This is a genomic window from Branchiibius cervicis, from assembly GCF_042661605.1.
Taxonomy (GTDB): Bacteria; Actinomycetota; Actinomycetes; order Actinomycetales; family Dermatophilaceae; genus Branchiibius; species Branchiibius cervicis.
Genome location: NZ_JBHSWJ010000002.1, coordinates 2,863,157 through 2,883,816, shown reverse-complemented (window position 1 = coordinate 2,883,816; position 20,660 = coordinate 2,863,157). Strand labels below are relative to the sequence as shown.

18 protein-coding genes and 2 pseudogenes are annotated in these 20,660 nt (G+C 67.2%); 13 read left to right on the top strand and 7 right to left on the bottom strand.

Annotated elements, in window-relative coordinates:
• Window positions 1-22 precede the first annotated feature (22 nt).
• From metG to ACFQBT_RS14900, 11 genes and pseudogenes are all read left to right on the top strand, one after another.
• Window positions 23-1,809: pseudogene (metG, locus tag ACFQBT_RS14950) on the top strand (methionine--tRNA ligase).
• The gene (locus tag ACFQBT_RS14945) at window positions 1,806-2,654 is read left to right on the top strand and encodes a TatD family hydrolase (protein ID WP_377823831.1); all 849 of its coding nucleotides are present in this window, start codon (window positions 1,806-1,808) and stop codon (window positions 2,652-2,654) included. Before metG ends, ACFQBT_RS14945 begins: the two are co-directional and overlap by 4 nt.
• 395 nt (window positions 2,655-3,049) lie before the next feature.
• The gene (locus ACFQBT_RS14940) at window positions 3,050-3,856 is read left to right on the top strand and encodes a resuscitation-promoting factor (protein WP_377823830.1); all 807 of its coding nucleotides are present in this window, start codon (window positions 3,050-3,052) and stop codon (window positions 3,854-3,856) included.
• Window positions 3,857-4,203: 347 nt separating this feature from the next.
• A complete protein-coding gene (locus ACFQBT_RS14935) occupies window positions 4,204-5,211 on the top strand; it encodes a peptidoglycan-binding protein (RefSeq protein ID WP_377823828.1) in 1,008 nt (335 codons plus the stop codon).
• A gap of 36 nt (window positions 5,212-5,247) precedes the next feature.
• Complete coding sequence (gene rsmA / locus ACFQBT_RS14930) at window positions 5,248-6,519, top strand: 16S rRNA (adenine(1518)-N(6)/adenine(1519)-N(6))-dimethyltransferase RsmA (RefSeq protein WP_377823826.1); 1,272 nt, start codon at window positions 5,248-5,250, stop codon at window positions 6,517-6,519.
• The gene (locus ACFQBT_RS14925; RefSeq protein ID WP_377825509.1) at window positions 6,441-7,001 is read left to right on the top strand and encodes a hypothetical protein; all 561 of its coding nucleotides are present in this window, start codon (window positions 6,441-6,443) and stop codon (window positions 6,999-7,001) included. The genes rsmA and ACFQBT_RS14925 overlap by 79 nt, the downstream gene beginning before the upstream one ends.
• A gap of 135 nt (window positions 7,002-7,136) precedes the next feature.
• A pseudogene (locus ACFQBT_RS14920) lies at window positions 7,137-8,284 on the top strand (ABC transporter substrate-binding protein).
• 80 nt (window positions 8,285-8,364) lie between these two features.
• On the top strand, window positions 8,365-9,255 hold the full coding sequence (locus ACFQBT_RS14915; protein WP_377823824.1) for an ABC transporter ATP-binding protein: 891 nt from the start codon (window positions 8,365-8,367) through the stop codon (window positions 9,253-9,255).
• Window positions 9,252-10,100, top strand: coding sequence for an ABC transporter permease (locus ACFQBT_RS14910; protein WP_377823822.1), 849 nt, complete (start codon window positions 9,252-9,254; stop codon window positions 10,098-10,100). The genes ACFQBT_RS14915 and ACFQBT_RS14910 overlap by 4 nt, the downstream gene beginning before the upstream one ends.
• Before the next feature lie 118 nt (window positions 10,101-10,218).
• On the top strand, window positions 10,219-10,959 hold the full coding sequence (locus ACFQBT_RS14905; protein ID WP_377823820.1) for an ABC transporter permease: 741 nt from the start codon (window positions 10,219-10,221) through the stop codon (window positions 10,957-10,959).
• Complete coding sequence (locus tag ACFQBT_RS14900) at window positions 10,923-11,834, top strand: nucleoside hydrolase (RefSeq protein WP_377823819.1); 912 nt, start codon at window positions 10,923-10,925, stop codon at window positions 11,832-11,834. The genes ACFQBT_RS14905 and ACFQBT_RS14900 overlap by 37 nt, the downstream gene beginning before the upstream one ends.
• Here ACFQBT_RS14900 and ACFQBT_RS14895 read toward each other — a convergent pair.
• The 3 genes from ACFQBT_RS14895 to ACFQBT_RS14885 form a co-directional block, all read right to left on the bottom strand.
• Window positions 11,813-12,700, bottom strand: a complete 888-nt coding sequence (locus ACFQBT_RS14895; protein WP_377823817.1) for a fructose bisphosphate aldolase — start codon at window positions 12,698-12,700, stop codon at window positions 11,813-11,815. The genes ACFQBT_RS14900 and ACFQBT_RS14895 overlap by 22 nt on opposite strands.
• 19 nt (window positions 12,701-12,719) lie before the next feature.
• Entirely contained in the window at window positions 12,720-14,138 is a 1,419-nt protein-coding gene (locus ACFQBT_RS14890) for an HNH endonuclease signature motif containing protein (protein WP_377823815.1), read from the bottom strand.
• Window positions 14,139-14,268: 130 nt separating this feature from the next.
• Entirely contained in the window at window positions 14,269-14,583 is a 315-nt protein-coding gene (locus tag ACFQBT_RS14885; protein ID WP_377823813.1) for a hypothetical protein, read from the bottom strand.
• Between the two features lie 176 nt (window positions 14,584-14,759).
• Between ACFQBT_RS14885 and ACFQBT_RS14880 the strand changes: the two genes are divergently transcribed.
• Window positions 14,760-15,029 (top strand): hypothetical protein, encoded by a 270-nt coding sequence (locus tag ACFQBT_RS14880; protein WP_377823811.1) that lies wholly within the window; start codon window positions 14,760-14,762, stop codon window positions 15,027-15,029.
• Between the two features lie 116 nt (window positions 15,030-15,145).
• On the opposite strand, the gene ACFQBT_RS14875 is transcribed toward ACFQBT_RS14880, so the two are convergent.
• The gene (locus ACFQBT_RS14875) at window positions 15,146-16,909 is read right to left on the bottom strand and encodes an ABC-F family ATP-binding cassette domain-containing protein (protein WP_377823810.1); all 1,764 of its coding nucleotides are present in this window, start codon (window positions 16,907-16,909) and stop codon (window positions 15,146-15,148) included.
• Between the two features lie 159 nt (window positions 16,910-17,068).
• Here ACFQBT_RS14875 and ACFQBT_RS14870 point away from each other — a divergent pair, with 159 nt between their 5' ends.
• Entirely contained in the window at window positions 17,069-17,503 is a 435-nt protein-coding gene (locus ACFQBT_RS14870; protein ID WP_377823808.1) for a hypothetical protein, read from the top strand.
• Window positions 17,504-17,631: 128 nt separating this feature from the next.
• Here ACFQBT_RS14870 and ACFQBT_RS14865 read toward each other — a convergent pair whose 3' ends face one another.
• Genes ACFQBT_RS14865 through ACFQBT_RS14855 form a run of 3 tightly spaced genes read right to left on the bottom strand, consistent with a single transcriptional unit; the run spans window position 17,632 to window position 20,635 of the window.
• Window positions 17,632-18,729, bottom strand: a complete 1,098-nt coding sequence (locus ACFQBT_RS14865) for an NAD(P)-dependent alcohol dehydrogenase (RefSeq protein WP_377823806.1) — start codon at window positions 18,727-18,729, stop codon at window positions 17,632-17,634.
• A complete protein-coding gene (locus ACFQBT_RS14860; protein ID WP_377823805.1) occupies window positions 18,729-20,237 on the bottom strand; it encodes an aldehyde dehydrogenase family protein in 1,509 nt (502 codons plus the stop codon). The genes ACFQBT_RS14865 and ACFQBT_RS14860 overlap by 1 nt, the downstream gene beginning before the upstream one ends.
• Window positions 20,234-20,635: an SCP2 sterol-binding domain-containing protein gene (locus ACFQBT_RS14855; RefSeq protein WP_377823803.1), complete on the bottom strand. Its 402-nt coding sequence runs from the start codon at window positions 20,633-20,635 to the stop codon at window positions 20,234-20,236. Before ACFQBT_RS14855 ends, ACFQBT_RS14860 begins: the two co-directional genes overlap by 4 nt.
• Window positions 20,636-20,660 lie beyond the last annotated feature (25 nt).

The following is a 20,660-nucleotide window of genomic DNA, read 5'->3' as shown; positions in this document are numbered from 1 at the left end:
GCGAACGCCTAGAATTCAGCGTGTGAAGGTTCTCTCCGCTGTCGCTTGGCCGTACACCAACGGGCCACGCCATATCGGCCACGTCGCCGGTTTCGGTGTGCCCTCCGATGTGTTCAGCCGGTACATGCGGATGGCGGGGCACGACGTACTCATGGTCTCCGGCACCGACGAGCACGGCACCCCGATCCTGGTCCTGGCCGATCAGGAGGGCGTCAGCGTGCAGGAGGTCGTCGACAAGTACAACGCGGTCATCGCCCAGGATCTGGTCGATCTCGGCCTGTCCTACGACCTGTTCACCCGCACCACGACGCGCAACCACTACGCCGTGGTGCAGGAGATGTTCCGCACGATTCACGCCAACGGCTACCTGGTCGAGCAGACCACGACCTCGGCGATCAGCCCGTCAACGGGCCGCACGTTGCCCGACCGCTACCTCGAAGGCACCTGTCCCATCTGCGGATTCCCCGAAGCCCGGGGCGACCAGTGCGACAACTGCGGCAACCAGCTGGACCCTTCCGATCTGATCAATCCGCGCTCCAAGATCAACGGGGAGACCCCCGAATTCGTCGAGACCCAGCACTTCTTCCTCGACCTGCCGGCGCTCGCCGACGCGCTGCAGGAATGGCTGGCCGCCGTCGACGAGCGCGGTGACTGGCGCCCCGGGGTCATCAACTTCGCCAAGAACATCGCCAACGACATGAAGCCGCGCGCGATGACCCGCGATATCGACTGGGGGATCCCGGTGCCGCTGCCCGGCTGGGAGGGCAAGCGGCTGTACGTGTGGTTCGACGCGGTGATCGGCTATCTGTCCGCCTCGATCGAGTGGGCGCGTCGCCTCGGCGAGCCCGAGCGCTGGCGCGAGTGGTGGAACGACCCCGAGGCCGTCTCCTATTACTTCCAGGGCAAGGACAACATCACCTTCCACGCGCAGATCTGGCCCGCGGAACTCCTCGGCTACGCCGGCGCCGGCGCCAAGGGCGGAACCCCGGGGGAGTACGGCGTCCTGGACCTGCCGACCCAGGTGGTCGCCTCGGAATTCATGACGATGGAGGGCAAGCAGTTCTCCACCTCCCGCGGTCACGTGATCTACGTGCAGGACGTGATCGCGCGTTACGGACCCGACCCGTTGCGCTACTTCATCAGCGCCGCGGGCCGGAGACCGCCGACGCCGACTTCACCTGGGCCGAGTTCGTGCAGCGCAACAACTCCGAACTGGTGGCCGGCTGGGGCAACCTGGTCAACCGCACCGCCACGATGATCAACAAGTCGTTCGGGCAGATCCCCGAGCCAGGTGAACCGGAGCCGGTCGACAAGGAACTGCTGTCGGAGATCTCCGAGGGCTTCGGCACGGTCGGCGAGCTCATCGCGCGGCACCGCCAGAAGGCGGCCCTCGCCGAGGCGATGCGCTTGGTCCGCCTGACCAACGCCTACGTCTCGGAGACCGAGCCCTTCAAGCTGAAGTCCGAGGACCAGCGGGAGCGACTGGCCACCATCCTGCACACGCTGGCCCAGTCGGTGTCGGATCTGAACACGATGCTGGCGCCGTTCCTGCCGCACGCTGCCAACCGGGTTGCCCGGGTGCTCGGAGCGACGCAGGAGTTCATGCCGATGCCGCGCCTGGAGCAGGTCCGCGACCTGGACGACGATGCCCGCAGCTACCCGGTGATCACCGGGTCCTACTCGGCCACCCCGCGCTGGGCGTCAGTGCCGGTCGTGCCCGGTACGCCGATCGGCAAGCCCGCGCCCGTGTTCACCAAGCTCGACCCGTCCGTCGTGGATGAGGAGATCGCCCGGCTGGGCCGGTCATGACCCACCATTCAGCGCGGCGGGAGGCCCCGGAGCCGCCGACGCCGTTGCCGCTGCCGGTGGTGGACAACCACACCCACCTCGACATCGGCCGTGACGGAGCAGCGCCCCCGGACGTCGCCAGCGCGATCGCGGCCGCCCGCGCCGTCGGCGTGGACCGCCTGGTGCAGATCGGCTGCGACCTGTCCGGTGCCCGGTTCACGACCCGGATGATCGAGCAGTACGCCGCGTTGCTGGGCGGGGTGGCCATCCACCCCAACGAGGCCCCTCGCCACGCCGCGGCCGGCGATCTGGAGTCCGCCTGGGCCGAGATCGAGGCGCTCGCGGCCCATCCCCGGATCCGGGTGATCGGCGAGACCGGCCTCGACTACTTCCGCACCGGCCCGGAAGGCGTTGCGGCACAACAGGATTCGTTCCGCTGGCACATCGACCTGGCCAAACGGACCGGCAAGGCGCTGCAGATCCACGACCGGGACGCCCATGACGACGTGCTGCGGATCCTCGCGGAGGAAGGCGCGCCCGACAAAACGGTGCTGCACTGCTTCTCCGGCGACGTGTCGATGGCTCGCGAGTGCGTCGAACGCGGCTACTACCTGTCCTTCGCCGGCACGGTGACCTTCAAGAACGCCCGCAACCTGCGAGATGCGCTGGCCGTGACCCCGCTGGACCGCCTGCTGGTAGAGACCGATGCCCCCTACCTGACCCCGGTGCCGTACCGCGGGGCCGGCAACGCGCCGTACCTGATCCCGATCACGGTCCGGGCGATGGCCGGCACGCTGAACGTGGACGTCCCCACGCTCTGCCGGGCGCTCTCGGTCAACAGCGAGGCGGTGTACGGCCCCTGGTGACGCCGGTCTCACCGTTATGAGTTCGCAAAGTTGTGATTGTGATCACCGGTGTTACAGCCGTCTCACCTCGCGATGAGATCCGCGGAATACCGCGGCAGGATCGGTGTCGGGCTTTTACCAGCAAAGCGTTACAACGCCAAGATGTGAACTATCTTTCGTTATCCAAATTTGACCAACGCCGGTTGCGTCGTTCACGGTAGACGTCGTTAGCCCGAGAGCGGACTCCTTCTCGGATGGACCTGAAAACGGGTCGGGACGCGTGACGCACCGTCGTCAGAGCAGTCCCACAAGCGCCGAAACCCTTCACCGAGGGTGATCGTGTGCCTGTCATCCACGCCGCCCGAGGGGAAGTACGACATCGGAGAATCGTGACCTTTCGCATCACCCCAGCCCGCATGACCATGGCGGCTTCCAGCCTGATCGCTGCGTCCGCGCTTGCCGCGTGTGGCACGAGCGGTTCGGACTCCGCAGCGAACCTGCAACTGAAGCCGTCCACGAGCACCACCAGCAGCTCGTCCGCCGCAGCGCCGTCCTCGGCGGCCCCGAGCACTTCGACCCCGTCGACGACGACGTCGAGCAAGCCGGCGGTCAAGCCGACCAAGAAGGCGACCAAGCCGGCATCGCGTAGCGAGGCCCGCCCCGCGACCACGACGCGCACCGTGACCGACACCACGACCCTCGGCTTCTCGACCGTGAAGAAGTACGACTCGACCATGGCCAAGGGCACCGCCAAGGTGACCACCGCCGGTCGGATCGGTTCGGCGAAGCTGACCATCAAGCAGACCCTGGTCGGCGGCAAGGTCGTCAAGTCCCAGACGGTCGACCGTGACGTCCTCAAGGCGCCGGTCAACAAGGTCATCACCATCGGCACCAAGAAGGCCGTGGCCGCACCGGCTCCGTCGTCGAGCGGTTCCACCTCGGGTGGTTCCTCCAGCGGCGGCGGCCTGAACCTGGCCCGCGCGGCCATGTGGGACCGCATCGCGTGGTGCGAGTCCGGCCAGCGCTGGAACCTGGTGGCCTCGAACAGCACCGGTACCTACTACGGCGGTTTGATGATGACCCGCGACGCATGGCGGATCGGTGGCGGCCTGAAGTTCGCGTCGGTTGCCAGCCAGGCCTCGCGCGCCGAGCAGATCACCGTGGCCAACAGCCTCTACGCTCAGCTCGGTCTGAAGCCGTGGAGCTGCCGCGGCGCTGCCTGATCGGTAGCAGCACACCGGGCGAAGGCCCTCGCACCCGACATGGGTGCGAGGGCCTTCGCATCTTCAAATCTCAAATGGTGAGACGATCGGGAGCGTGATTTTCCGCGGGATTCCGCGGAAAATCACATCGTTGTCGTTTCAACGGTGCGAAATCTCGGACTAAGGCGGAATTCCGCCGATCGCGACGTGCGCCCCTATGGTCGGCCACTGCGGCGGGGCGCGGTTTCGAAGTCACGTCAGTCACACCAGTCACATGGTTCCCATCTTTCGCAACGGTCACAGGCGCGTCATAGTCCTACGAGAGAAGCCCGCCGAGAGAACTGACGAATGACCGACCAGGGAGCATCATGACCAGCGCCACGCTCGAAGCGTCCCGCCGGCGGCCCGCGCCGCGGCACCAACGGCCCCGACCGAACACGCTGAACAACCTGGCAGGTAAGGGCCTCATCTCAGCGGTGGCGATCCCCGCCACAGCGGGTACGGCGGCCGGAGCCTCGTTGCTGGCGGCCGGTACCGCCGATGCGGCGACACTGCACCCGGCGGCCACCGCTCAGGCCAGCGTCCGGGTGAGCACCTCGGTGCAGGCCGCGACCAGCAGCACCGTGGTGAGCGTGAGCTACGGCTCGACCGGCTCGTTGGTGAAGACCGTGCAGCAGCGCGTGGGCGGTCTCACCGTCGACGGCATCTTCGGGCCCAAGACCCTGGCCGCGGTCAAGTCGTTCCAGTCCGCCAAGCATCTGGTCGTCGACGGCGTTGTGGGCCCGTTGACCTGGAAGGCGCTCGGCGGCTTCCCCGCCACCGGCGGCGGCACCTCACGAGAGGGCGGCCGCACGTGCTCGGTCGGCTCGACTCTGCGGTACAACGCCACCGGAAGCTCGGTCAAAGTCCTGCAGAAGGCCCTGGGGCTGGAGACCGACGGCTGGTTCGGCCCGGTGACCCTGGCCGCCGTCAAGTCCTTCCAGTCCGCCAAGGGTCTGGTGGCCGACGGCGTCGTCGGTCCGGTGACCTGGAAGGCCCTGGGCTGCACGTCGGCGACCCCGCCGCCCACAACGCCTCCGCCGCCCACTACCGGCGGTGGTGGCACGAGCACCCCGCCGCTGAACCTGGCCCGCGCGGCCATGTGGGACCGCATCGCCTGGTGCGAGTCGGGACAACGCTGGAGTCTGGTGGCCAGCAACAGCACCGGTACTTACTACGGCGGTCTGATGATGACTCACGACGCGTGGCGCATCGGCGGTGGGTTGGCGTTCTCCTACAACGCCAACCAGTCCTCCCGCGAGGAGCAGATCACCGTGGCCAACAACCTCTACGCGCAGCTCGGCCTGAAGCCGTGGAGCTGCCGCGGGGCCGCCTGATCGGATCCTCGCCGGGCGCCCGATTAGGGTGGTGCCATGGGTCTGCTCAGCGCCGCTGACGTCCGCGCGCTCGCGGCGCAGCTCGACGTACGGCCCACCAAGCAGTGGGGGCAGAATTTCGTCATCGACCCCAACACGGTCCGCAAGATCGTCCGGCTGGCCGGTGTCGGGCCGGACGACGTGGTGTTGGAGATCGGCCCCGGTCTCGGCTCGCTCACGCTGGCGTTGTTGGAGCAGGTGCGGCACGTCACCGCGGTGGAGATCGACCCGAGGCTCGCCGCGCAACTGCCGCACACGGTCGCCGAGCACGACGACGCACGCCGTCTGACCGTCGTACCCGGTGACGCCCTGCACATCACGGCGCTGCCCGACCCGGCGCCCACGGCGATGGTCGCCAACCTGCCCTACAACGTGTCGGTGCCGGTCGTGCTGACCTGCCTCGAGCGGTTCCCGAGCATCCAACGGGCGCTGGTCATGGTCCAGCTGGAGGTCGCCGAGCGGCTCGCCGCGCGGCCCGGATCCAAGGTCTACGGCGCGCCGAGCGCGAAGGCGGCGTGGTGGGCCGACGTACACCTCGCCGACCGGGTGGGCCGCAACGTCTTCTGGCCCGCGCCGAACGTCGACTCGGGGCTGGTGTCGTTCGTACGCCGTGACCCACCGGTCACGACCGCCTCCCGTGAGCAGGTGTTCGCCTGCGTGGACACGGCGTTCGCGCAGCGCCGCAAGACCCTGCGCTCGGCCCTGTCCGGCTGGGCCGGATCGCCCGCCGCCGCCGAGGCCGCCTGCCGCGCAGCGGGATCGACCCGGGGCTGCGCGGCGAGCGGCTCACCATCGAGCAGTTCGCGGCGATTGCCGAGAACCTACAGTGAGCGGCATGGAGCCCGTCACCGCTTCCGCTCGCGCCCCCGGCAAGATCAACCTCGAGTTGCGCGTGGGCCCGCGCGGCGACGGCGGCTACCACGAGTTGGCGACGATCTTCCACGCGGTCAACCTGTGGGAGCACGTCGAGTTGGAGGTGGCCGCGGACCTGACCTGCCGGGTGGACGGACGCCAGGCGGACGCCGTACCCACCGATGCGACCAACCTGGCTGTCCGCGCGATCGAGGAGCTGCGCACGCTCACCGGTATCACCGAGGGTGTGGCGATCACCATCCACAAGGGTGTCCCGGTGGCCGGCGGCATGGCCGGGGTCCGCCGACGCGGCCGCGGCACTCCTCGGAGCCGACCAGCTGTTCAACCTCGGCCTGCCGCTCACCGAGCTCGAGCGCGTCGCGGCCCGGCTGGGCAGCGACGTTGCGTTCTGCCTGACCGGGGGTACGGCGCTGGGCACCGGCCGCGGGGAACTGCTGGCTCCCGTGCTGGCCACGGGCGCGTTGGAGTGGGTACTGGTGACGCACCCGGAGGGCCTGTCAGCGGGTTCGGTGTACGCCGAGTGCGACCGTTTGCGGGGCGATCGCGAGGTGCCGGCGCCTCAGGTGGATCCGTTGTTGCTCGGAGCGCTGCGGCAAGGCGACCCCGCACAGATCGGCCCGTTGCTGCACAACGACCTACAGCCCGCCGCCTTCTCCCTGCTCCCGGCCCTGCGTGACACGGTCGACACCGGACTGTCGGAGGGAGCGCTCGGCGGGCTGGTCTCCGGCTCGGGTCCCACCTGTGCCTTCCTGGCCCAGGGCGCCGACGACGCCGACGACCTTGCGAACGTGTTGGCGAGCAAGGGTTTTCCCGGCGATGTGTTGCGCGCGACCGGCCCGGCGCACGCCGGAGTACTGGGCGTTGCGGATCTGCTCTGACGGCAATCAGACGGTGACCAAGACGATCGATGGCCGTTACCGCCGGGAAATCTGGTTGAAACGGGCCGTAGCTAGCGTCTGCGGGTAGCTTCCCCGCCATTCCGTCCGGGGAGCGATGCCGGCCCTGGTAGCCGGATGTCCGATCGCTTAGGAGTTCCCTTGACCGCTTCTCATCGTTCCCTCGGCCCGTCACTCGACCGCCGTGGCCTGCTGCGTTACGCCGGACTCGGCGGCGCAACCCTCGTCGGCGGCGCCCTGCTGTCCGCCTGCGGCAGCTCGTCCAGCTCGTCGTCACCGTCCGCGACGGGTTCCGGCGGCGCCGGTGGCTCGTTCGGCGATATCGGGGTCCAGTTGTCCTGGATCAAGAACATCGAATTCGCCGGCGAGTACTTCGCCACCGAGAAGGGTTACTACAAGGACGCCGGGTTCGGCACGGTCAACCTCTTGGCCGGCGGTGGCAGCACCGGCGCCGAGGAAGCGGTGCTTTCGGGCAAGGCGCTGGTCGGCCTGTCCTCGCCGTCGATCACCGCGCCGCAGGTTGGCAAGGGGCGGACCTGAAGATCATCGGGTCGACGTACCAGAAGAACCCGTTCTGCTTGTTGTCCCTCGAGGAGAAGACGCCGATCAAGACGGTGGCCGACCTCAAGGGCAAGAAGATCGGTGTGCAGTCCGGTGGCAACCAGACGATCTTCGAGGGCTTCCTGAAGGCCAACGGCCTGTCGCCGAGCGACGTCACGATGGTGACCACGTTGTATGACCTAGCACCGCTGTACGCCGGCAAGTACGACGCGCACATGTCCTACATCACCAACGAGCCGATCCTGGCCAAGGGCAAGGGCTACACCCCGGTCGTCCTGGGGCTGGCCGACAACGGGCTGCCGTTCACCGCGGAGACGTTCACCGTCACGGGCGCCTCGATCAAGTCCGACCGTGACAAGCTCAAGGCCTTCCTGAAGGCGGAGATCAAGGGTTGGACCGATGCGGTCAAGGACCCGGCCCAGTCGGCGAAGTACGCCGTGGACAAGTACGGTGCGGACCAGAAGCTGGACGTCACGGAACAGACCGCGGAGGCCACGGCCCAGAACGGCCTCATCCTGACCGAGGACGTGAACTCCAACGGCCTGTTCACGATGACCGACGACCTGGTCGCCAACAACATCAAGGCGCTGAAGGCGATGGGCACCGACGTCACCGCCGAGCAGTTGTTCGATCTGTCGTTGATCAAAGAGGTCTACAAGGAAAACCCGGACCTGATCACCAAGTTCACCATCCCGACCAGTTGACGTCGTGAGCGCGGACCTCCCGATCACCGGAGGTCCGCGCTCGTGACGTTGGGCCTCGCGCCTGAAAGGTATTGCGCTGCATGACTTCTGAGACGACTCTGGCATCGGACCTGGCGACCGGTGATCCGGCGGCCAACCCCCACCTGGCGACCGGCATCAACCTGCAGGGTCTGACCAAGACCTTCTCCCTGGGTCGCAAGTCGGTGCATGCGCTGGCCGAGGTGAACCTCGGCACGAAGCGTGACTCGTTCATTTCCCTGCTCGGCCCGTCCGGGTGCGGCAAGTCCACGATCCTGCGGATCATCGCCGGGCTCGAAACCCCCAGCACCGGTGAGGTCCTGGTCAACGGGATGTCGGCCAGGGAGATCCAGCGGGCACACGAGATCGGGATCGCCTTCCAGGATTCAGCGCTGCTGCCCTGGCGGACGATCGAGCACAACATCCGGCTACCGCTTGAAGTGGCCGGCATCAAGGCCGACCCGAAGCTCATCGCCGACCTGATCTCCTTGGTGGGACTGTCCGGCTTCGAGAAGGCCAAGCCCGCACAGCTGTCCGGCGGCATGCGGCAACGGGCGTCGATCGCCCGGTGCTTGGCGGTACAGCCGACACTGATGCTGCTGGACGAGCCTTTCGGGGCCCTCGATGACATGACCCGGCAGCGGATGAACTTGGAGTTGCAACGGATCTGGACGGAGCGGCCGGCGACCACCCTGATGGTCACGCACGGCATCTCCGAGGCAGTGTTCCTGTCCGATGTGGTCGCGGTCATGAGTCCCCGGCCGGGCAAGATCGACCAGATCGTGCCGATCGACCTGCCGCGACCGCGGACGCCGGACCTGCAGCGAGCACCTGAGTTCCATGCCTACGTCGACCAGTTGTCGGAGATCCTCTTCGGCCATCACGGCGGGGACGACCCGCACGGTGAGATCGCGGACGGCGAACTCGACGCCGCCGAGGAGACCTCGGCATGACCGTGAGCACGGCGCCGGCGGCCGGGCTGACAGATCGCCGACTGTCCTGGCGAGCGCTGGCCAGTCTGCCGCCGTGGGTGTCGGGGTTGATCGGGACCGTGCTGATCATCGCCCTGTGGTGGCTGGTCTCTGCGATCTTCTTCGGGCCGGAGGGCGCGGTGCCGTCACCGGTCAACGTGGTGAAGGAACTGTTCTCCGACTTCGGTTCGCAGATCTACTGGAAGGCGGTCGCGGCCACCGGCGGCGCGGCGCTGATCGGGTACCTGTGGGGCACGCTGATCGGCCTGGTAATGGCCGTGATCGTGCTGCTGCTGCCGTGGACCGAGGGTGTGATCACGCAGCTGGCGGTGGTGTGTTCGTGTATCCCGCTGACCGCGATCGGGCCGATCGTCACCTTGATGACGCCGGCCGGCAGTCGCGGTACGAGTGTCTTCCTGGCCGGGATCAGTGTCATCTTCACCACCGTGGTCGGTGCCATCCTCGGTTTCCGAGCGGCGAGCCAGACCCAGTTGGACGTGGTCAGTGCGTACGGCGGCGGCCGTCTCAAGCAGCTGACCAAGGTGCGGTTGATCGCGGCGCTGCCGGCGATTCTGGCTGCGTTGAAGATTGGTGCGCCGGCCGCGTTCCTGGGTGCGGTGCTGGGGGAGTACTTCCTCAGCGGCGTCGACTCCGGTGTCGGCATCCAACTGCTCGCCGCTCAGGCCGACAACGCTTCGGTGCGGCTGTGGGCGCTGGCCATTACCTGCGGCGCGATCGCCGGTCTGGCGTACGCGGTGATCGGGTTGCTAGGTCGCCTGGTGGCGCCGTGGTCGTCCGGTTCCGATGAAGCGCAGGGGGTGCTCTGATGGCCACGGTCACGGCGGCCGCGTCGTCCAGCACCACGAACGAATGGCGCTACTTCGTTACCCGGTCGCTGAAGACGCTTGGTGCAGTGGTGATCTCGGGGATCATCCTGCTTATCCTGTGGCACGTCATCGTGTCGCGCAGCGGGTCAGCCCGTTCATCGCCAAGAAGCCGGTGGACGTGTGGAACTACCTGACTCAGGACGGTCTCGACGGCAGTGCCGCGCAGCACCGCTCGAATCTGCTCTCGCTGTTGTGGGTGACGCTCGGGCACGCAGCCATCGGCTTCGTGTTCGGGGTGCTCGCGAGCGTGCTGGTGTCGGCGATCTTCGTGCTGGTGCGACCGGTCGAGTTCATGTTCATGCCGATCGCGATGCTGCTGCGGACAGTTCCGCTGCTGGCGATGGCTCCGGTGATCTACGTGATTTTCGGCAACGGCCTGGTGACGTGTGCGTTGATCGGGACCATCGTGGTGTTCTTCCCGCTGCTGGTGAACGTCACCCTCGGATTACGCAGTGTCAGTAGGCAGTCCGCCGACCTCGTGAGTGTCTACGGCGGCAACCGGTTCACCATTCTGCGCAAGGTCGCGGTGCCGACTGCGCTGCCGTACTTCTTCGCGGCGATGCGGATCGCGGTGCCGGGGGCCATCACAGGCGCGATGCTGTACGAATGGCTGTTCACGTTCGAGGGGATGGGGGCCGCTGTCCAGTCGGCCAAGGCACAGGGTGATTACGCACAGATCTGGGCCGTCACCTTCACGGTGACCGTGGTGGCGATCGCGCTCTACATGGTGGCGACGTTCATCGAGTCCGCCGTGCTGGCCAAGTGGGGTCCGAACGCCGGAAAGGCGACCGGCTCCTGAGCGTTCCGCTGGTTATCGACACCGATCTGGGATCCGATCCTGACGATGAGCTGGCGCTGGCATTGGTCTGGGGCTCATCGGAGTTCGATCTCCGGCAGCTGATCGTGTCCTACGGCGACGTACGACTGCGGGCGTCGATCGCGCAACGGATGGCTGCCTTGACCGGTCGGTCATTACGAGTCGCGGTGGGGAAGGACCTTCCCCTTTCGGGTGCTCCGGTGTGGTGGGCGGGTCACGAGGGATCGGCGTACGGCGATCTGGTGCCACCCACGGATCTGGTGCCGGTCGATCTGGGGCTGGCAGGTGGGGGAGTGCTTCTGGCCATCGCTCCACTGAGCACGATTGCCACCGAGTTTGCAGCGTCGCCGGCTCTGCCTGCCGCGTTGGCCCGGTTGGTGGTCATGGGCGGCGACTTCCGGGCGCACGCCGCCCCGGAGCACAACATCGTGTCCGACGTTGAGGCCGCACGAGCGGTGTTCGACGCGGACGCAACGACACTCGTCGTCGGACTCGACATCACAAGGCAAGTTCGGCTTTACGCGGATGCCTTGCGGCTGGTAGCCGGTGCGGGTCCGCTGGGCGCCGTGCTCGGACGGGAGATCAACGATTGGTTGGCGCGGTGGGACGAGGACTACGAGGTTCCGCACGATCCGGTTGCGGCGCTGGCGTATCTCGAGCCCGATCTCTTCGAGTTCTCGCGTCCCGGTCGGGTGGTCGTATCCAGCGACGGGTCAACGCGATTCGCGCCCGGCGAGGGGCGCACGAAGATTGTGACCGCGGTCAACGCCGAGGCCGCGGCGCGCAGTGTGACGCGGCGGATCCTGCTGGGCTTGCAGTGTCAGACGCGCGACTCTCAGGCGACGGACGCCTGGTAGATCTGCTCGATGGAGTGCTCCAAGGTGGCGTTGAACTCTTCGTCGGTCTGGTGCACGTTCAGCCCTTCGAGGAGGGCGCGGCTGAAGCTGGCGATGAGACCGGGGTTGCGGCGTAGGTGCTCGTCGGCTTCCTCGCGGGAGTAACCGCCGGAGAGGGCAACGACGCGCGCGACGTTCGGATGCCGCATGAGGTCGTTGTAGAAGCCGTCGACGCTCGGCAGGGAGATCTTGATCGCGACCTGACTGTCACCGATCCGGGGCAGCCATTCCAGGATGCCGGCCTTGAGGAGTTCTTCGGACCGTTGCTTGTCGGGTGCATGGATGTCGATCTCGGGCTCGAGGATGGGCAGCAGACCGGCGGCGATGACCCGCTGAGCGACGGCGAACTGTTGGTCGACGATCCGGGAGATTCCGTCGGGGTTGGCTGAATGGATGACGGAGCGTTCCTTGGTGCCGATGACCCCCTGCGCTGCTGCTTTGGCGAGGGTTTCATCGAGCCCGGGAATGTCCTTCATGAGTTGGACTCCGTCGGCCTCGTCCTGCAGACCTTTGTCGATTTTCAGGAACGGGATGACGCCCTTCACCGACCACAGGTAGTCGGCGGTGGGGCGTCCGTCGACCTGGCGGTCCATGGTGTCCTCGAACATGATCGCGGCGAGGACCCGGTCGCCGGTGAAGGCCGGGCTGGTGACGATGCGGGTGCGCTCGTCGTGGATGAGGTCGAACATCTCTGCGTCGGAAGAGTATTCGGACGGTTCGATGCCGTACTGCTCCAAGGCTTTCGGGCTGCTGCCACCGCTCTGATCCAGGGCCGCGAGGAATCCGGGGGCGGTGCGGAACCGGTCGAGTTTTGCGGTGTTCGGCATGAGGGCCTCCGTCGATGGGTCACGCGTCTCCTGTGAGACTACGACAGCCGGTCGACCCGAACGTCGGCTCAGTCGCCGGGGTGGGTGGTGTAGGTGTGGCCGGCGGGGCTGGTCCAGGTGCACACGCCGTGGGGGTCATGGTGACGGTCCAGCCGCCTTCGTGTTTGGCGCGGTGGTGGTGGCGGCATAGGCATTGCAGGTTGTGGGCGGCGGTGGGCCCGTTGGGGTAGCGGGTCACGTGGTCCAGGTCGGTGAGTTTGGCGGGTCGGGTGCAGCCGGGGAAGCGGCAGTGTTGGTCGCGGGCTCGCACGAACCGGGCTAGGCGGGCCCCGGGACGGTAGGACCGGTCACTGGTTTCGATGACGGTGCCGGTGGTCGCGTCGGTCAGGGCGCGGGTCAGCTTGATCCCGAGCACGTGGGTCATCTGGGTGATCACCTCCGCGGGGATGACCCCCACCCGCGGCAGCAACACGTCCCCGATCCCGCAGTGAGGGTGACCGGCTCTGGTGCTGGCGGGGTGTTCCAACCGGCCTGCCTGCACTGCAACCTCGCACGGCGGCCCGCTACCCGGTGGTGCGGTGTCTGGTGGTGCGGTGTCTGGTGGTGCGGTGTCTGGTGGTGCGGTGTCTGGTGGACCGCTGCCCGGTGGGTCCTGACACCCAGTGGCCGGTTCCCTGGTGTCCCGTTCGTCGGTTTCCCGGTCCCTTGCTTCCCGTTGCCTGCTTTCGCGGGCGGTGGTGTTGAGGTCGGCTAGTTCGCCGGCGATCAACGCCTGTAGTTCCTCATCCAACTCATTGAGCCCGTTGACTGGTTCCAGACCGTCTTCGTGCCAGTGGTAGTCCTGGCAGGCCTCATCGAACGCATCGTTCAGCTCCGACCAGTCCGGTTCCTCACACAACAACTCACCCACTACCAACTCCGGTATCTGCCCGGGTCTCTCGCTGATGGGCGGGGTGATGGGTGGGGTGAGGGGGATCAGGAACGTCAGCTGGGTATCGACACCCACCCCGCGCAGCGCTAGGTCGGTCAACGCGTCGACCCGGCACTGCGGCAACGTTTTGTCGGTGGTGGTGACCTGGTGCAACTCCCTAGCCAGTTCATCGACCGCGGCCATCAGTTTGGCTGCCTCCAGGGTGGGTAGCAGCGCCGTCAACTGGGACAGGCCGGGTTCGTGGTGCGGGCTGACCCACACCCCCACCGCCGACCGGCGCCGCGCCGTTGATGCCTGGTCGGCCCCGACCGGGTCCAGACGCACCCGGACCCGGCGGGCCATCGCCCGCACCTTCGTCGCGGTCAAACCCTCGGGGTCTGTGCTGAGGATCTTGTCCTCGATCGCCTGGGCCACGTGGTCGGGGGCGCCGGTGCTGATCTGGGCTACCGCGCACGCTTTGGCCGGGTCCAACCCCCGGCACCGACCCGATCCAGCAACCGCGGGCACCCGGTGAGGGTGTCCAACGCATCGGTCAGGCGGGTGTGGGTTTGCCGGTCGGACCAACCCAGACCGGTCGCGACCTCCACCGGGAACCACTCATCGGTGAACGATCCTGGTGCGTGGCGGATCACCCGGGTCACCAGCTTCGGCAACCCGCCCTCCAGGGGTTGGGTTCGTCGCGGTACTCGATCGCCGCGGCTTGGGCCAACCGGTGGGTTTGCACCGCCCAGGCACTGTTCTGCACCCGCTGCGCGGCCACCACCTGATCCAACAACACCTCCAGCGACAACCCCGCAAAGTCCTCCTGCACCCGCTGGTAGGCGACCGCTAGCAACTCACCCGCCGCCACCAACAACTCCGCCACCGAAGCGTCTGCTGGCACCACCACAGAACCCGGTGCAGGGCGCGCAACACCAGCCGCTGCGGAGTCCTCAGTGACGGTCACGGACATACCACGAGTGTACTGGTGTACGAACCCCGAAAACAGATATGCACAACCCCAAATCCACGGAAAACACTGCGCTGCAGGCGTCATCGGGCCGACCCGTCTGCCCTTGCGGCCGAGCCGGGAGTGCGATCGTCCGATTCACACGTCCGACTGTCAGACCCAGGACCTACCGTCCCCCCATGACGTCGTGGGACACCATCCTCGAAGCGGTGGCGGTCGGCTCGGCCGGGCCGAGTGGGCCGGCGAGGCACGCGTTGCAAGAGTGTTGGGATCGCACCAGGGTGAGCGATCACGCCGAGCGTTGCGTGCTAGCTCACTTCCTCGCGGACCAACAGGCGGACCCCGCTGCGGAGTTGGAATGGGATGCCCGCGCGCTGGCTGAACACGGCCAGGTTGCTGAGACGGCCTTCACGGCGATCGGCATCCCCGCGGCGGGATCGACCGCCTGAGTCGCCGGTTGGATGCTGCGATTGGCGGGGGAGTGTCAGGCTGATCCTGTCGTCCACCCGCGCGCCGGCCACCGCCGCCGAGACGTTCGGGCGGATGACCGCTGCGCGGTCGTGGCTCACTCCAACGTGTCCGACAGCTCCAGCCACCGGTCCTCGAGCCCGGCCTTCTCGTCCTCCAGTTCAGCGACTTGCGTTGTGAGAGAAGCCAAGCCGGCGTAGTCGTTCTGGTCATGGGCGGCCATCTGCTTGTGCAGACCGGCAACGAGATCATCGATCTTGCCCATCCGTCGCTCGGCGGCGGTCAGTTCCTTGCGAAGCGCTTGCCGCTCAGCTCCGGAGAGCTCGGCCGATAGTGATTGCGACGCAGCGGTTTTCGTCGGTTCCGACGTCCGCAGCGTCAGATACTGCTCCACCCCGCCCGGCAAGTGACGCAGGCCGCCCTGCCACACGGCGTACTGCTGATCGGTTACCCGCTCGATCAGATAACGGTCGTGCGACACCACGATCAACGTGCCCGGCCACGAGTCGAGCAGGTCCTCCATCGCCGTCAGCATGTCGGTGTCCACGTCGTTGGTGGGCTCATCCAGGATCAGCACGTTGGGCTCAGCGAGCAGGATCAGCAGCAGCTGCAACCGTCGCTGCTGCCCACCCGACAGCTCGCCGACCCGGGTCGACAACTGCTCGCGCTGGAAGCCGAGCCGCTCCAGCAACTGTGCCGGCGTGAGTTCGCGACCATCCACGACGTACGTTGTCTTCGTCCGGGCCAATACGTCGCGCACCATCTCGTCGCGGACCGGCTCAAGCTGGGTCATCCGCTGGTCCAGAATCGCCAATTGCACTGTCTTGCCGCGTTTCACGCGTCCTTCGGTCGGCTTGACGACGTCCGCGATGACACCCAACAGGGTCGACTTTCCGGCGCCGTTGGCGCCCAGGATCCCGGTGCGCTCACCCGGCGCTATCCGCCAGGTGATGTCGTGCAGCACCCGCTTGTCGCCGAAGCTCACACCGACGTCGAGCAGGTCGACGACGTCCTTGCCCAGGCGGGCGGTCGCCAGTTTGGTCAGCTCGATGCGGTCGCGGACCGGAGGCACATCCTCGATCAGCTGGTTGGCGGCGTCGATGCGGAACTTGGGTTTCGACGTACGTGCCGGAGCGCCTCGCCGCAGCCAGGCCAGCTCCTTGCGCATCAGGTTCTGCCGTTTGGCCTCGGTCGCGGCTGCCTGCCGGTCACGCTCGACCCGGGCCAGCACGTACGCCGCGTAGCCGCCTTCGAAGGGCTCCACGATGCCGTCGTGCACCTCCCAGGTGCTGGTGGCGACCTCATCGAGGAACCACCGGTCGTGGGTCACCAACAGCAGTGCACCGGCGCTCGGCCGCCAGCGGCGCTTGAGGTGATCGGCCAGCCAGGTGATGCCTTCGACATCGAGGTGGTTGGTGGGCTCGTCCAGCATGAGCACGTCCCAGTCGCCGACGAGCAGCGCCGCGAGTGCGACCCGGCGCTGCTGGCCACCGGACAGGGACGACAACGGCGCATCCCACGGCAGGTCGGATACCAGGCCGTTGATCACGTCGCGGATCGCCGGGTCGCCCGCCCAGACGTGGTCGGGTGTGTCACCGACGATCGCTGCGCCGACGGTGGTGTCGGTGATCTGATCCGCCTGATCGAGTACGCCGATCCGCAGCCCGCCGCGGTGCGTCACCCGCCCGGCGTTCGGGGTGAGCCGTCCCGCGAGCACGGAGAGCAGGGTGGATTTGCCGTCACCGTTGCGGCCGACGATCCCGATCCGGTCGCCCTCGTCGACGCCGACGGTGACGGAGTCGAAGACTCGACGGGTGGGGAAGTCGACCGCGATGTTCTCAGCGCCGAGCAGATGTGCCACGAGGATCAAGCCTAAGGCCGTTGAACGGCTCGCCCGAACGCCGTGATTCTGGAGCGATCGAGGTTCCGGGAGGTCCATGGCGACAGCTTGGCCTCCCACAACCTGACTTCCTCCGGAATCCGGTTGCTGCTTCCTACTCACCCCGACCAATCTGGGTGCGTGGACAGCATCACGTTCCAGGCGACCGATCTGGAGTACGGCACCGGTCGGCACCGCGGCATCCTGCCGGTGGTCAACGGGGTGTCACTCATCGAGCGGGCCCGCCGGGTGGAGCAGCCTGCGGCTAACGCTGAGAAGCATCCGGATCTGGCCGGCAACTACGCACCGCTGCTGTCCGAGGGCCTGCCCCGCGAGCATTTCCTCGGCCAGCCGACGCTTTCCTGGTTCGACGATGGGGACACGGTGCTGCTCGGGTGCTCCTGTGGGGATTGGGGTTGCTGGCCGCTGACGGCGAGGGTCAAGGTCGATGACCGGTTCGTGCACTGGAGGAACTTCCGCACTGGGCATCGTGATTGGGATCTCAGCGAGCTCGGGCCGTTCCGCTTCTCACGAACGGCTTACGAGCAGGCGCTGAGAACCGTCGGACTGCCCTGATCACCGGAGTGCGCAGGTGCCGCGCGCACCGATCGTGTAGCGATCCAGGCTCTGCAGAATCGTCGATCACCTGCACAACGGCACGGCCGACTCCGGGTGGTACGTGCTGGTCATGGCCCCGGGGAGGGTTAGGCCATGACCAGCACGGGTTTGACGACGCGCCCGCTGGCAGCTGCGTCGATAGCTTTGTCGATCTCCTCGAAACCGAACGTCTCGATGAGCCGGTCGAAGGGGAACTTCCCGTCCTGCCAGAGCTGGATCAGCTGCGGGATGAAGGTGCGGGGGTCGGCGTCGCCTTCGATCACGCCGGTCAGCGTGCGTCCGATGAGCAGGTGACCCTGGTCGATGGTGATGTCATTCTCCAGCCCCTGCAGGCCGACGGTGGCGCAGGTGCCCGGAGTCCGCAGGACGGCCAACGCTTCGCGGATGACTGAGCCCAGCCCCACGGCGTCCACGCTGAAGTCCAGCCCGCCGTCGGACACCTCGAGCACGTCCCAAGCGACGTCGGAGGTAGCTGTGGGGTCGATGGTGTGCGTCGCACCGAGGTCGGCAGCGATCCGGCGGCGCTCCTGGTTGGGGTCGACGCCGACGATCACCGAGCAGCCGGCGGCTTTGGCGGCCATGATCGCGGCCAGTCCCACCGCGCCCAGTCCCCACACGCCGATGCGCTGTCCGGGCTGCGGCCGCAGGACGTTGAGGACTGTCCCCGCTCCCGTCAGCAGGCCGCAGCCGAGCGGACCGAGCAGTTCCAGAGGCAGCGACGGGTCCACCCTGACGGCGTTGCGCGCGCTCGCCACGGCGTGGGTGGCGAAGGAGGATTGCCCGAACCAGCTGCCGTGCACCGGCTCGCCGGCCTCGTCGCGCAGTGTCGCTTCGCCGTCGAGTCGGGTGCCGAAGTAGTTCATCGCGGCGAACAATTCGCAGTACGCCGGGTGGCCGGCCCGGCATTGCGAGCACTCGCGGCAGCAATCGAAACTCAGGACGACGTGGTCGCCGACGGCCAGGTCAGTGACGTCCGCGCCGGTCTGTTCGACGACACCCGAGCCTTCGTGCCCCACGACGGCCGGCAGCGGCAGTGGCACCGCGCCGGACAGGGCCGCGAAGTCGGTGTGACACACCCCCACGCCGACGATCCGCACCAGTATCTCGTCCGGTTCCAGCGGCGACGCGCTGACCGGTCGGACCTGTAGCGGCTCACCCGGCGTGGTGAGGACGGCCGCGCGCATCACGACGACTCCGGCAGCACGATGTCGTAGACCCGGCGCGACTTGTCCCGGCTGAGGTCGATGTGGATGAACTTCTCCTCGGTGTACTCATCCAGCGCGTGTGGCCCCAGCTCGCGGCCCAATCCGCTTTGTTTGTAGCCGCCGAACGGGTATTCGGCGTTCACCATGTGCCAGTCGTTGACCCACACGGTGCCGGATTCGAGTTGCCGTGCCACGTCCAGCGCTGCGTCGACGTCTTCACTCCAGACGCCGGCGGACAGGCCGTACTCGGTGTCGTTGGCGATTGCGATCGCCTCGGCGACGGTGTCGGCCTTGAGCACGCACAACACCGGGCCGAAAATCTCCTCGCGCGCCACAGTCATGTCGTTGGTGACGTCAGTGAGGATGGTCGGCGCGACCCAGAACCCCGGTCCGTCCGGGGCTGTCCCGCGGTAGGCAACGGTTGCGCCCTCGGTCTCCGCGAGCGCGATGTAGTCCAGGATCCGCTGCTTCTGCTTGGCGTTGATGATCGGACCCATGTCCGTGTCGAAGTCGGCGGGGTCGCCCAGGCGGATGTCGGCAGCCCGGCGCACCATGCGCTCGACGAACTCGTCGTGCAGGCAGCTGGGCAGGATCAGCCGGGTGCCGGACTCGCAGGCCTGGCCCTGGTAGAGACAGCAGGCGAAGAGGGCGGCATCGACCGCCGTGTCCAGGTCGGCGTCCTCCAGGATCACGTTCGGACCCTTGCCGCCCAGTTCCAGGGTGGTGCGCTTGACGTTGACGCTGGCCCGCGCCTGGATCTCGCGGCCGACAGCGGTCGAGCCGGTGAAGGCGATCTTGCGTACGTCGGGGTGGTCGGCCAGTCGTCCACCCACCTCCGGGCCGTCCCCGGTCACGACATTGAGTACGCCGGCCGGCAGTCCCGCTTCTTCGGCGGCTCGTGCGAACTCCAGCAGGGTGAGCGGGGTCTGCAGGTCGGGTTTGATCACGATGCAGTTGCCGGCCGCCAGGGCCGGGCCGATCTTCCAGATCGCCAGCAACAGAGGGAAGTTCCACGGCACGATCCCGGCGACGACACCGATCGGCTCACGCCGGATCAGTCCCGCGGCGGCGGTCGGATAGCTCAACAGCTTGCCGCTGCGCTCGAATTCGTAGCTGCGGGCCAGATCGGCGAAATACTGCAGATGGGAGATGGCGTAGCCGACGTGGAAGGCCATCGCCTGCCGGATCGTGACGCCGTTCTCGCGGACGTGCAACTCGACCAGGTCATCCATCCGCTCGTTCAGGATCTCGACGATGCGCTCCATGACCTCGGCGCGTTCCTCCGGGGTCCGCGAGCGCCAGTCGCCGCGGCGGTGGGCCGCCAGAGCGGCGGCGACGGCACGGTCGGTGTCGGCGACGCCGCCCATCGGCACCGTCCCGATGACCTCCGCGGTGGCCGGATCGATGACGTCGGCCCGCTCGTCGGCATCTACCCACTGCCCGTCGATATACATCGGGTAGTGACGCACATCGGTGATCGTGCTCACTGTGCGGCGTCCTTCTCAGCGACCAGGTCCTTGTAGAGCGGGAAGACGGGCTTGGCCGCCGGGATGAGCTTCAGGATGGTGGAGACCGGTCCCTTGGCCTTCACCTGTCCCTTGGCCAGACCCACGGCGACGTTGTATTCACCGCGCCAGAACTTGTTGCCGTTGTCGGCCGACATCGACATCCGCACGTCGGGCGTCAGATCACTGTCGCCCTCGATGACCTCGATCGCGGGCTCCTTCAGGACCACGGTGATCGAGGAATCCGGCTGGGAGTAGTCCAGGCGTAGCACGATGTTCGAGGCGCGCAGCTTCTCGCCGACACCGGCGGTGTCGTTGGCCACCCGGAACACGCCGCCGAGGTATTTGTAGACCTCGTTGTCATCGGCGAAGTAGCTCATAGCAGGGTCCTTTCACAGTGAATTC